This window comes from Rhizobium sp. BK602 (genome assembly GCF_014195095.1).
Taxonomy (GTDB): domain Bacteria; phylum Pseudomonadota; class Alphaproteobacteria; order Rhizobiales; family Rhizobiaceae; genus Rhizobium.
Genome location: NZ_JACIBC010000004.1, coordinates 157,016 through 169,857, shown reverse-complemented (window position 1 = coordinate 169,857; position 12,842 = coordinate 157,016). Strand labels below are relative to the sequence as shown.

General features: G+C 61.4%; 11 protein-coding genes. 1 reads left to right on the top strand and 10 read right to left on the bottom strand.

Annotated features, from left to right (window positions below; genetic code table 11):
* Positions 1-75: 75 nt before the first annotated feature.
* The 5 genes from FHX11_RS14530 to FHX11_RS14510 all read right to left on the bottom strand — a co-directional run bounded on the left by FHX11_RS14530 (position 76) and on the right by FHX11_RS14510 (position 5,678).
* Positions 76-1,026, bottom strand: a complete 951-nt coding sequence (locus tag FHX11_RS14530; RefSeq protein WP_246781007.1) for an ABC transporter ATP-binding protein — start codon at positions 1,024-1,026, stop codon at positions 76-78.
* A gap of 19 nt (positions 1,027-1,045) precedes the next feature.
* On the bottom strand, positions 1,046-2,104 hold the full coding sequence (locus tag FHX11_RS14525; protein WP_184358352.1) for an oligopeptide/dipeptide ABC transporter ATP-binding protein: 1,059 nt from the start codon (positions 2,102-2,104) through the stop codon (positions 1,046-1,048).
* On the bottom strand, positions 2,101-2,991 hold the full coding sequence (locus tag FHX11_RS14520; RefSeq protein ID WP_184358351.1) for an ABC transporter permease: 891 nt from the start codon (positions 2,989-2,991) through the stop codon (positions 2,101-2,103). The genes FHX11_RS14525 and FHX11_RS14520 overlap by 4 nt, the downstream gene beginning before the upstream one ends.
* 4 nt (positions 2,992-2,995) lie before the next feature.
* On the bottom strand, positions 2,996-3,949 hold the full coding sequence (locus FHX11_RS14515) for an ABC transporter permease (RefSeq protein WP_184358350.1): 954 nt from the start codon (positions 3,947-3,949) through the stop codon (positions 2,996-2,998).
* 73 nt (positions 3,950-4,022) lie between these two features.
* Positions 4,023-5,678 carry an ABC transporter substrate-binding protein gene (locus FHX11_RS14510; RefSeq protein WP_210292457.1) on the bottom strand — a complete coding sequence of 552 codons (1,656 nt, stop codon included), beginning with the start codon at positions 5,676-5,678 and terminating at the stop codon, positions 4,023-4,025.
* Between the two features lie 366 nt (positions 5,679-6,044).
* On the opposite strand from FHX11_RS14510, the gene FHX11_RS14505 reads away from it, so the two are divergent.
* Complete coding sequence (locus FHX11_RS14505) at positions 6,045-6,869, top strand: bifunctional allantoicase/(S)-ureidoglycine aminohydrolase (RefSeq protein ID WP_184358349.1); 825 nt, start codon at positions 6,045-6,047, stop codon at positions 6,867-6,869.
* 254 nt (positions 6,870-7,123) lie between these two features.
* Here the strand turns inward: FHX11_RS14505 and FHX11_RS14500 are convergent, their stop codons facing one another.
* From FHX11_RS14500 to FHX11_RS14480, 5 genes are all read right to left on the bottom strand, one after another.
* Positions 7,124-8,596, bottom strand: coding sequence for an FAD-binding oxidoreductase (locus FHX11_RS14500; protein WP_184358348.1), 1,473 nt, complete (start codon positions 8,594-8,596; stop codon positions 7,124-7,126).
* Between the two features lie 168 nt (positions 8,597-8,764).
* Complete coding sequence (locus FHX11_RS14495) at positions 8,765-9,649, bottom strand: polysaccharide deacetylase (RefSeq protein ID WP_184358347.1); 885 nt, start codon at positions 9,647-9,649, stop codon at positions 8,765-8,767.
* A gap of 10 nt (positions 9,650-9,659) precedes the next feature.
* Positions 9,660-11,051, bottom strand: a complete 1,392-nt coding sequence (locus FHX11_RS14490) for an MmgE/PrpD family protein (RefSeq protein ID WP_184358346.1) — start codon at positions 11,049-11,051, stop codon at positions 9,660-9,662.
* A gap of 105 nt (positions 11,052-11,156) precedes the next feature.
* On the bottom strand, positions 11,157-11,987 hold the full coding sequence (locus FHX11_RS14485) for an ABC transporter substrate-binding protein (RefSeq protein ID WP_246781006.1): 831 nt from the start codon (positions 11,985-11,987) through the stop codon (positions 11,157-11,159).
* An 80-nt stretch (positions 11,988-12,067) separates the two neighbouring features.
* Positions 12,068-12,838, bottom strand: a complete 771-nt coding sequence (locus FHX11_RS14480; RefSeq protein WP_184358344.1) for an amino acid ABC transporter ATP-binding protein — start codon at positions 12,836-12,838, stop codon at positions 12,068-12,070.
* Positions 12,839-12,842 lie beyond the last annotated feature (4 nt).

Genomic DNA, 12,842 nt, shown 5'->3' with positions numbered 1-12,842 from the left:
CGGTATCGGGCACCCCGGCAGCCGAGGGCCCGTCTCCCTAGATCATTGTTGTTTTCAGCGACGTTAGCGCGAAACTCAGGAATATTGAAGACAGGCCACCTGTCCGTCTCCGGCCTGACGGACGAGGTCGGGCACGCGGGAGCGGCAAGGGTCCGAAGCCTGCGGGCATCGTGGCGCAAAGGCGCACCCCGGTGGCATGTCTGCAAGATCCGGTGGAGCACCTGGAATGGTAATCAGCCGATCCCGACCATGGGCCAGCTCGACGCGCGCGCCGAGAAGCCCCTTCGTATAGGGATGTTTCGGTCTTTCTATGATGTCCGAAACCATGCCTTCCTCGACGATCCGGCCGGCATACATGATGGCGATGCGGTCGGCGACCTCGGCGGCGACGCCGATATCGTGCGTGACGAAGATGACGGAGAGGCCATATTCCTTCTGCAGCTCGCGGATCAGAAGGAGGATTTGTATCTGCACCGTTGCGTCGAGAGCTGTTGTCGGTTCGTCGGCGAGGAGAACTTTCGGATTGCAGGCGAGTGCCATCGCGATCATCGAACGCTGGAGCATTCCTCCCGACATTTCATGCGGATAGTTCCTGAGACGGCGCTCGGGAGACGGGATGCGGACTTTTTCGAAGAGGGCGAAGGCCCGAGCGGCGGCCTCGGCGCGCGATACCTTTGCGTGCCGCATGATCGCTTCCTCGATCTGACGTCCGAGCGTGTAGACGGGATCAAGCGCCAGACGGGGCTCCTGGAAGATCATCGAGACGATCGGCCCGCGCAGATTGCCCAGTTCCTTCTTCGACAGCTTCATCACGTCGCGTCCGTCGACCGTCATCGAACCATCGACGGTCGTTCCCGCCGGGTGCAGGCGAAGGAGCGAGCGCATGGTCACGCTCTTTCCGGAGCCGGACTCCCCGAGCAGTGCGACGACCTCACCCGGACGGACCCGCAGGCTGACGCCATTGACCGCCTTGACGGGCTTGCGCCCGCGGTTGAAGGTCACCGACAGGTCTTTGATATCGATCATCGGGGTGGTGTCCATCTTCTCAGCCTTCCATCGGAGCGGCGCGACTATGGCCTGATCCGGCCAGCGACATCAGGCAAGCCGTCTCCTGCCCCAGGGAAACAGTCGAGAGCGGCGGCATCCTTTGGCCGCAGACGCCCTCGGCAAAGTCGCAGCGCGGGTGAAAACGACAGCCTGGAGGCGGATCGATCGGGTTCGGAGGATCGCCCGCAAGGGGCGGCTGCGACGTTCGCGCATTCGGATCCATTTTCGGCATCGAGGCAAGCAGCGCGGCTGAATAGGGATGCCTGGCATTGGTGAAAATCGCGTCGCAACTGCCGATTTCCGCTACTTTTCCGAGATACATGACGATGACGCGGTCGCACATGAAGCGCACGACATTGAGGTCGTGCGAGATGAAGAGATAGGTCAGCCCGAAATCACGCTTGAGATCGAGGAGAAGATTGAGGACCTGCGCCTCGACGGATTTGTCGAGCGCCGAAACGGCTTCGTCGAGGATGACGAGGCGCGGTTCCAGAGCCAGGGCGCGGGCGATGTTGACGCGCTGCCGTTGTCCGCCGGAAAGCTCGTGCGGATAGCGTCCGGCAAATCGGCCGGGCTCCAGACCCACCCGCCAAAGAAGGTCGTGGCCGCGGGCGATCGCTTTTTGTGCCGGAACGCCGTGAACGCGTGGACCGAACGAGATCGACTCCTCGATCGTCAGGCGCGGGTTCAGCGACGCGTAGCTATCCTGGAACACCATCTGCACCTGGCGGCGATAATCCGTCAGCGGGAGCGTGTCTCCGACGGTCTCGCCATCGAAGAGCAATTCTCCCCGGTCCGGCCTGATGAGCTGCATCAGGAGCCTTGCCGTGGTGGACTTGCCGCAGCCGCTTTCGCCGACCACGCCGAGCGTTTCGCCCTTGAGAATGTCGAAGTCGACGCCGTCGACGGCGCGAACGACCTTCCGGGGTTGGAACAGGCTGCCGTTCCGGACAGGAAAATGCTTCAGAAGGCCCCTGGCGGATATGAGCGGCTGCGCCGGCCCGCCGCGGTCGCGCGGATCGAGATCGCCGCTGGAACTGGGTAGGGTGTCCGTCATGATTTCACGTCCATGGCCGCGCGCAGGCCGTCCGAGAAAAGGTTGAAGCAGATCGAGGTGATGAAGATCATCACGCCTGGAAGAGCCGCGACGTAAGGGTTGACGTAGATCGCGGTGCGAAGCGTGTTGAGCATCAAGCCCCACTCGGCCTCCGGCGGGCGGACCCCGAGGCCGAGAAACGACAGGCCGGACGCCAGGATCATCGAAACGGAAACGAGACTGGTTGCGAATACGAAGATCGGTCCGAGCACATTGCCCAGAATATGGACGCTAATGATCGTCGAGGCTCGCGCCCCGGAGGCGCGCGCCGCATCGACGTAGTCGAGCTGCCGGATCTGCGTCGTGACGCTCTCGGCGACGCGGGCGATCTGCGGAATGAACACGACCGTCAGCGACACGAGGGCGTTCGTCAGGCCGGACCCGAGGGCGCCGGACAGCGCGACCGCGAGCAGCACGGACGGAAACGCATAGAAAACATCGATGGTGCGCATCATCAACGTGTTCGTGATGCCGCCGGCATATCCCGCGACGATGCCGATGGCCGAGCCGATCACGAAGGCGATGGGAACCGGGATGACGCCCATCAGCAGGGACAGCCGCGCGCCATAGACAAGGCGGGACAGCATGTCGCGACCGAGTTCGTCGGTTCCGAGAATATAGCCGGGCGTGCCGATCGGCTTCAGTCGGCGGATAACGCTTGTTTTCGCCGGATCGTAGGGCGCGATATATGGAGCGAGGATTGCCAGCAGGACAAGCGCCGCGATGACGGCGAGCGCGGCAAGCGCGACGGGATCCCGGCCAAGACGGCGGGCAACACCGTGCCAGAAGCCGGGGGAGCGACTGATGGCGGGTGCCGGTGCGACGGCGTCGGCGGTGGTGACAGCCATGGGCTCAGCTCCTCTGAATGCGTGGATCGATTGCACTCTGAAGCACGTCGACCACGAGGTTGACGAGAACGAAGAACATGGCGAGCATGAGGATCGTGCCCTGAAGGACGGGCAGATCCCGGGTGAAGATTGCTCCGTTCAGGAGAAAGCCCGTGCCCGGCCACGAGAATACCGTCTCGATCAGGATGGAGCCGCCGAGCAGATATCCGAGCTGAAGGCCCATGACGGAGATCGCCGTCGGCGCCGCGTTGCGAACGACGTGCCGGAGGATCTGCCGCGTCATCAGGCCCTTTGCGGAGAGTGCCTGGATGAAGTCCTGGGCCAGAATATCCGCGACCAGTGAACGGATCGTCCGGGCAATGATGCCCATCGGAATGACCGACATCGTCACCGCGGGCAGGATCAGATATCGCACATACTCCCAGCCGGCGGTCTTGCCCTCCGAACCGCCGGGGCCGCCTCCCATCGCAGGTAGCCAGCCGAGCTTTACCGAGAAGGCGATCACGAGCACCATTCCGAGCCAATAATGCGGCACGCTCACGCCAAGCATTGCTATCGCCGACGCAGCACGGTCGATCCAGCTGCGGCGGAAGACACCCGCAAGAAAGCCGAGGCCAGCCCCGAGCGTGAAGCCGATCAGCGTCGCCGCGACGGCAAGAATGATCGAGTTGACGGCGGCAGCGGCGATCTCCCCCAGTACGGGACGCCCCGATGCGATGGAGACACCGAGATCGCCATGCAGCGCCCGCCAGGCCCACATTGCGTACTGAATTGGCAGCGGTTGATCGAGGCCGTAGAGGCTGCGCATCTGCGCCTGCATCTCCGGTGACGCGTCGGTCGGAAGAATGGCGGCCAGAGGATCTCCCGGGGCGATGTGAATGAGAAGGAAGCAGACGATGCTCACGCCGATGGCAACCGGAATGACATGCATGAGCCGTTTCAAGCCATAGGTCAGCATCAGGCGTCCTCTTTCGCAAAGCAGACCGGCGTCAAGACGGGCGCGCTGTTTCCGGCGCGCCCCCGCAGCCGGATTATGGGTCCATGCTGATGGCCGAGAAGTCCTGGAACCAGTTCTGCGCCTGCACGAAGCCCTTGACCTTGCTGCTCATGGCGCGCGGATTGACGTCATGCGTCACCATCAGGAACAGGGCTTCGTTGACATATTTTTCGTGGATCTGCTGCAGGACCTTGTCCTGTTCGGCGGGGTCGAAGGTGTTGCGCACCTTGTCGAACAGGGCGTCCATCTCAGGGTCGCAATAATAGCCCCAATTGGTGCCGGCCGGCGGCGCCAGATTGCACTGCAGATGGCGGATCAGGCCGGTAAACGGGTCCTGGATGAAGTAGGAATAGTTGATGGCGGTCGCGCCCTTCGCACTCGGATCTTTTGCCCCGGCGCGCCAGATATTGATGACGGTGTTCCAGTCCGCGACCTCGTATTCGATATCGATGCCGATTTCGGCAAGCGTCTGCTGGATATATTCGTTCATTGCCAATGGCAGCATCTGCCCGGAGCCAGACGATGAGATGATCACCTTCGTCTTGATGCGTTTGTCCGGACCGTACCCGGCTTCCGCCATCAGCTTCTTGGCCTCCTCGATATTGTAGCTCAGCTTGAAGGTCGGGTTGCCGAACCACTGGTGTCCGGGCGGCATGAAGCCCTGGGCCGGGATCGACAGCCCGCCGAGCAGCTCGTTCAGGCCATCGCGGTCCACGGCAAGGTTGGCAGCCTTGCGAACCCGGATATCGTTCCACGGCGACCCCTCGACGCGCGAGAAATGCCATGTCCAGTTATGCGGATAGGAATTGGTGACGATGGTGAAACCGGCATCCTTCAGCGACGCGACGGAATCAGGCGCGGGCGCCTCGATCCAGTCGACTTGACCTGACCGCAGAGCGGCGACGCGGGTGTTCGGTTCCGGCAGGGGGATCAGCACGAGCTTGTCGAGCTTCGGCACGCGCTTGCCATTCCAATAATCCTTGTTCGGTGTCAGCTCGACGCGCTCGCGCGGCGTAAATCCGTTTTCGATCTTCCATGGCCCGGTGCCGGAAGGCTTCTGGGCGACGGCGTCCCAGCTCTTGCCCTGTGCTTCCCAGTTTGCCGGCGAAGACATGAGTATCCAGCTCATCTGATAGGGCAGGGTAGCGTCAGGGGTCTTCGTGGTCACTTCGAGCGTCAGCGGATCGATGGCCTTATAGCTGGCAACCGCGGGCATGCGGGACTTGCCCTGGGCGGCCTGACGCTTGTCGAATTGCGGAGCATCCTGTTTGAGGAGCTTGTCGAGGTTCCAGACGACGGCATCGGCGTTGAAGGCGCTGCCGTCGTGAAACTTCACGCCATCGCGCAGTTTGAACGTCCATTTGGTCTTGTCAGCGTTGTCGACTGTCCAGGAAAGGGCAAGGCCGGGCACGAGAGACGAGGGTTTGTCCGAACGCGACAGATCCCATTCGATCAGGGAATCGTAGACCGTGTAGCCCATGAACCGTTGGCCCTCGCCACCTTGGTCCGTCTGGCCGGTGGTCAATGGAATATCCGAGGCCGTCATGCCGATACGCAACGTTCCCGCTGCAAGTACGGCGCCAGTGCTTGAGGCGGCAAGCGCTAGAGCTGCTGCTCCGACCAGAACGGATTTGCGAAAGCCGCTCAGGATCGACGTCTTATGCAAGGCATGTCTGAATGTCCGCCTCATGCTATCCCCTCTTTTGTTTCGAGCTGCGCCGAGCATGTGCCCAGTCAGGAAATGAGAGGCACGTTTCATGCCAAATAGTATGAAACTAGAATTTCATGTATATAAACAAATAGTTATTTAGTTCCTTGCCGGACTTCCACTATGAAGCCGCGACTGTTCTGTTGCTTAAAGCGTGTGCTGCGTTTAAAGCAGATGCACAATCTCACGCCGCGAGATATTGCATAAAGAAGCTCGTTCCGAACCAAGTTCCCACTTGCCGGTGAAGTGGTCGCAAATCCAGCGATCTGAGACGTTGACCAGCAACAATGCGGCATGAGGTGGCGAATGTGCGTATCGAACGCAAATCAGGACAGAAAGCATTAGTCGATGAGTAGTATTGCGAACTATCACTCCAAACTGGGTGGATTGCCGTCACAGACCGAGCTGCTTTCCAGCAAGGCGGTTTTCACGACAGCCTATGCAGTTATCCCGCGAAGCGTAATGACCGATATTGTCACGAGCGTTCTTCCACACTGGACGGGAGCGCGGGCATGGGTTCTTTCCCGTCCGCTTTCCGGCTTCTCCGAGACGTTTTCGCAGTATCTAATGGAGGTGGCGCCCGGCGGTGGAAGCGAACGGCCGGAGCCGGACAAACGCGCCGAAGCCGCCTTGTTCGTCGTCGATGGTGAAATGACGATCGAGTTCGACGGAGTGGCCAATAAATTGCGGCCGGGCTCCTTCGCATACATTCCGGCAGGCGCGCCTTGGCGTATTCACAACGAGGGAACGACGTCCGTAAAATTCCACTGGGTCCGCAAGGCGTTTGAGGAGGTTGACGGACTTGCGCCTCCACCGGCGATCTTCACGCATGAGGACGAGCACTCCATCTCCTGGATGCCCGATACCGATGAACGCTGGGGCACGACGCGGTTCATCGATCCGGAGGATGTCCGCTATGACATGCATTTGAACATCGTCACCTTCGAGCCGGGCGGCACGATCCCCTTTATGGAAACGCATGTCATGGAACACGGTCTGTATGTTCTTGAAGGCAAGGCCGTTTACCGCCTCAATCAGGATTGGGTCGAAGTGGAGGCCGGCGATTTCATGTGGCTGCGGTCGTTCTGCCCGCAGGCATGTTACGCTGGTGGTCCCGGCCGGTTTCGTTACCTGCTTTACAAGGATGTGAACCGCCATATGAAGCTATGGTAGCTTTCAACTCGTAGCGGCTGCCATTTTTCGCAGTGCCCGCGTGACCCCACTGGGGCAGTTGGGCACTGCGCGACTATCTGGCGACTATGAGGTTGCGTTACTGGCTACTCTTGCGGGAAGATCGGCAAGCTACCTCCCGGGGCCCCAATGGGATGCACGCGCCCAACGGCATCGATGTGCCGGAATGGAGACGTGGATCACCATTTGAAGGAGGCATCCGCCCCGTCAGGGTCCCGGAGAGCAGATGTAAGGGGCTAAAGCAGCGGGCGGCTCGCCTGCAGAAGCTTACCAGGGTTCATCATGTCTTGAGGATCGAGGCTGTGTTTGATCGCAAGCATGAGATCATGCTCGACATCACCACGATATTTGAGGACCGCATTGGTCTTCATGGCTCCAAGGCCGTGTTCAGCGGCGACCGAACCGCCAAATCGGTGGGCATGATCGCAGATGATCTCCTCAATTTCGTTGGATCTCGCCAGAAAGTCCTCTGTCGAAGCTGCTTCCGGTTCAATGACCCCGAAATGGATATTGCCGTCGCCAAGATGGCCGAAGGCGATGATCCGGGCTCCGTCGACCGCATTTGCGATCGCGCTTGAGCAACTGTCCAGAAAGTCGGGTATCGCCGAGATCGGAACGGAAATATCCCCCTGGATCGTTGCCCCCTCCTTCATATCGGCCTCCGCCAATGCTTCGCGAATGGCCCAGAAGCTCCTGCCCTGTTCGATGGAGGCGGCGATCGCGGCATCGACGATCAGGCCGGATGCATAGGCCTCGGAGAGCGTGGCTTCGATCCGCTCGTGCTGGGAGACCGCTTCGTCGATCGAGGAGAATTCGATGAGCACTTGCCAGTCGTACAGCTTGTCCAACGGCATGCGGCAGGCCGGGAAATGCTTGAAGACAAGCTCCAGGCCGTTGCGCGGCATGAGTTCGAAAGCCGTCACCTGCCCGCCGGTCCGCTGCTTCGACAGGGCCAGCAGCTCCAGCGCCGCCTGGAGTGACGGCACGGCGCAGACGGCGGTGGCGATCGAAGCGGGTCTTGGAAAAAGCTTCAGCACGGCACCGGTGATGATACCGAGCGTGCCTTCGCTGCCAATGAAGAGCTGCTTCATATCGTAGCCCATATTGTCCTTGCGCAGCGCGCGCAACCCGTTCCATATCCGTCCGTCCGAAAGCACGACTTCGAGGCCGAGAACCAGATCGCGGGTATTGCCGTAGCGGATGACGTTGCTGCCGCCGGCATTGGTGGCAAGATTGCCGCCGATCTGGCAGCTGCCCTCGGAAGCGAGGCGCAATGGGAAGAAACGCCCTGCGTTTGCGGCTTCGGCCTGTATCGAGGCAAGCAGGCATCCCGCGTCGACGGTGATGGTATCGTTGATCGTATCGATGGCCCTAACCTTGTTCATCCGCGCGAGATTGACGATGATTTCGACATGATCGCCGGAGGGCACGGAGCCGCCCGCCAGTGAGGTGTTTCCACCTTGCGGGACAATCTTCAGGCCGTATTGCCTGCAGATACCGACGATCTTGACGACCTCTTGCGTGGTTGCCGGCTTCAGCAACAGAGGGGAGTCACCGCGGATGGATCCCGTCCAATCGACCGCATGCGGCTCGATGAGGCCGGGATGCATGCTCCAGCCATATGAACCTACGGTTCGCTTCAGCACCTCGATTGCTTCAGCCAGCTGTGCAGGTTCCGGAGGCTTGTGCCCCTTTCCGTTCACCGCCATCGGGCAACTCCTTCCAGTTCAAGCCGATTGGACATGCATCATGGCGTCAGTGACGGGCTGACGCGGATGAAGCTCTGGATCATGGATGCTGCCGCCGTGGCCCTCTTCGAATTTTTCGCGCAGCTGCCACAGTCTGTCTCCGTCCATTGCCATCATTCGCATCCAATCTCATGCCGGCAGAGTATTGCGCTCTGCCTCGAGCGCCTCGAAATGATCCGTTATCTGCGCGCCGGTTGCGATCCAGACATCGCCCTTCGACTGCACGTGACGCAGGAAATCGCGCAGGATGAACCAGCGCATCGGCCGGCCGGAGACCTGCGGGTGCAGAACCAGAGTGGTGACACCGCCCCAGGCATGGGTTGCCTCGAATTCCTCGATCCAGAGCGGCAGGACGGCGTCGCGGCCGAAAAGGGCGCGGGGGCTCGTCCGGCTCGACATGCCGAAATTCCAGTCGTCGAATGCGAAGTTGACGGGGATTTCTACGGGGCCGTCCATGCCATCGGCCGCGGCGTGGCGGTATGGCAGAATGTCGTCGCGGAAAGAGCTGGAATAGCGGATGCCGGATTTGGCAAGATAGGCCAGAAGTTCAGGGAAGTTCTCTCCCGAAGGTGCCCGATAGCCGACCGGCCGGACGCCGAGCGCCTGCTGCAGCGCCTCGAAACCGCGATCGATTTCCTCGAATGCCTCGTCCAGTTTTTCGCGCTCGGGCATCTTGTGCAGATAGCCGTGATGCCCGATCTCATGGCCGGCTTTCAGGATCGCCTCGCAGATCTCGCGATGCGCGAGCGCCGTCCATCCCGGCGTGAAGAACGTGCCCTTCAGGGTGAGCTCGTCCATCAGTTCGAGGATCTTTGCTATCCCGACGCGCCGGTCGTAACCGCCATGCGAGGTGGTGACCATGCGATCGACATTCGACGGATTGTTGCCGATCCAGGCGGTCTCGGCATCGACGTCGAAGCCGATGAACAGGGCGCTCTTGGCGCCGTTCGGCCAGATCATGTTCGGGGTGTTCGGCGCCGGGTTGAGAGGGCGCGGTGTCAGGTCGAAACTCATGCGAATATCCTCAGCAAAAGACGGGTCGATTGTCTGCATCCCCGACCAGCAGATTCTCGATCTTGCGGCAATCATCCAGTTCCTCAAGCCTGGTCAGCGTGCTCCACAGGTGGTCCGCCTGCTCGGTGCTCAAACTCATCAGGGCGAGTTCCTTGAACTTGCCGGCGACGTCCGCAAGAGGCATCGGCCGTTCGGCGGAGCCTGTGGCGCGGGGCACCATATGGGTCGCGCGCAGACCATCCTTGAATGTCAGGGTGAGGAATGGTTCGTCGAGCGGCTGCATGCGATCATCGACGGTTAGTTGCATACGCTCCATGATGGCGTGGACCCGTGCATCCGTGCGGCGCTCAGCCGCGTAAGCCTGGAGGCCGGCGGTTCCGAAGACACAGCGCGCCGCTATCGCATAGGGCAGGCTCATCTGGGTCGGCGCCATCGCGCCGCTTGCCCTGGCGCCGCACATGCCCATCAGCATCGGGCTTAGCCGCACTTCGATCGTCTCGATCTCCGAGGCCGTCCGCATCGTTTGTTTCAACAGGTCGTCCAGGGCGTCGACCGCCGAATGCGCGCCACGGCAGGACGCGTAGGGCTTCAGCACCGCCCGCTTCACCTTCCAGACCTCTCCCAGCCCCTCGCTCAGCTTGTCCGCATCACAGGCGGATTTGTTGAAGGAGCGGAAGAAGCCGCCCCATACGTCATCGAAAACCTTCGACGGTCCGGCAAATCCCTCGGCAGCGAGTTGCGCCGCGAGCAGGCCGCCTTCGGCTGCGCGTCCGGCATGGATCTTCTTGGCCTGCGACCCATCATGAATGAAGGCCCAGAGGCCGGAGGAAAAGCTGGTCGCAAGGGTGATGGCATCGCGGGTGGCGGGGGCATCGAGGCCACGGATATTGGCAACGGCGGCGGCGGCGGCAAGCGTGCCGCAGGTGCCTGTCGAGTGCCAGCCGAGGCTATTGTGGCTGTCGTAGCCGCCCGTCGCTTCCAAGATCCGCCGGCCGACATCATATCCGGCAACGACTGCCGCGATCAGCTCCCTGCCGGAGACGGCGCGTGGTATCTCCGCCATCGCAGCCAGCAGGGCCGGCATGACCACGGCACCCGAATGGTCGCAGCCGCCGGCATCGTCCAGCTCGAAGGCATGGGCGGAAACGCCGTTGATCAGCGCTGCGTCGCGCGCGCCGGTATGATCCCCCGTACCCCAGATGCGCGCCGCTCCGCTCGATCCGACAACACGGCGCGTGATCCGGAATTCGTTGGAGCGGGCACCGGCGAGCGCTGCGCCGAGCGTGTCGGCGATGTGTATCTTCGCCTTGTCGATCACGTCGGCCGGAAGCGTCTCAAACCGAAGGTTTGCAACGAAGGACGCAAGCCTGTCGACCGGAGCGTCGTCAAGTGGACGGGACATTCGGTTTTTCTCTTTCATGTCTCGGTTCGTCAGACCTCTGGCGGCATGACGGAATTTCATGGTCGACCGGCAGCCGGGCATTTGCCCGGCTGCCGGTCGCAAGCCTTACTTGGCGGCTTCGCCATTGATGTAGATGCCATCCAGCATCGTGCCTTCGAGGCCGTGCTCCGCGAAGATCTTCTTGTACTCGCCACTGGCCATCAGTGCCTTCAGCGCGGCAGCATAGGCATCGCGCAGTTCGGTATCCTTCTTGGCGAAACCGATGCCCTGATAGACGGCGGTGAAGGGCTCGCCGACGACGGTATAGGTGTCTTTCTCGAGGGTCAGCAGATAGGGAAGCGTCTCGGACCCCTGCACCGCGCCGTCGACGCGACCCTGCTTCAGCTGGGCGCGAGCATCCGCAGAGCCTTCCGTGCCGACGACCTTGACGGCCGGCAGTCCAGCGGCTTCGCAATTGGTGGCGCTCCACTTCGCGGTCTCATCCGGGAAGGAGGTGCGGCGGCTCATGCCGATGGTCTTGCCGCAGAAATCTGTCGGCTTCTTGAATTCGTCCTTGCGGGCCGCGGTGGTGTAGAACTGCGCGCCGGACTTCATGTAGTCGACAAAGTCGAGTGTGTCGCGACGCTTCGGCAGATCGCTCATGCCGCTGTGGATCAGATCGACACGGCCGGTCGTCAGCGACGAGATCATCTGTTCGAAACCGATGTCGGCCCATTCCACCGTGGTGCCGAGCTGCTTGGCCAGCGCCAGGCCGAGGTCGATGTCGACGCCCATCAGCGTGTTGGTCGCCGGGTCCTTGTATTCCATCGGCGGATAGTTCGGCTGGTTGGCGACGACCACCTTGCCGGCCGATTTGATGCGTTCCGGCAAGCCTGCGGCGCTGACCGATGTGGCCGCGATGCAGGCGACGGCGAGCATTGCGAAATGTTTTTTCATAGTGTTCCCCATTTTTGATGCTGATGGCACTTTTTGATCTTGATGGCACTGGCGGGCCTGGTGGTTCGCCAATCTTTTTCTCAGCTGTGGACGGCCTTGATGAATTCCGCCGTCCTGGCGCTTTTCGGGGCACTGAGGACCTCCGATGCCAAGCCTGTTTCGACGACTTTCCCAGCCTCCATGAAGGTGACTGTGTTGGCCACGTTGCGGGCGAAGCCGAGTTCGTGGGTGACGACGATCATGGTCATTCCGGATGCCGCGAGGTCCTTCATGACGTCGAGCACTTCCGAGACGAGTTCCGGATCGAGCGCGGATGTGGGTTCGTCGAAGAGAATGAGATCCGGCTGCATGCCCATGGCACGGGCAATGGCGACGCGCTGCTGCTGGCCGCCCGAAAGCTCTGCCGGATAATGGTTCGCCTTCGCAGCGAGACCGACGCGCTCGAGAAGGAGGGAGGCTCGTTCGCGGGCCTGCTCAACGGATTGTCCAAGTACATGCACCGGCCCCTCGATGATGTTCTCCAGGGCGGTCTTGTGCGGAAACAGGTTGAAGCGCTGGAAGACCATGCCGATGCGCCGCCGCTGACGGGAGATGTCGGCATCGCTGATCTGATGCAGGTTGTTGCCCTCGCGGCGGTAGCCGACCAGCTCGTCATTGACCCAGATGGCGCCGCCGTCCATCCGCTCCAGGAGGTTGATGCATCTCAGAAACGTGCTCTTGCCGGAGCCGGAAGGGCCGATGATGCAGTTGACCTCGCCGCGCATGACCTCCAAGCTGACCTTGTCGAGCGCGCGGAAGTCGCCGTAGTTCTTGGTGACATCGACGGCCTTGACGAGAATATCCTGTTTCATGGCC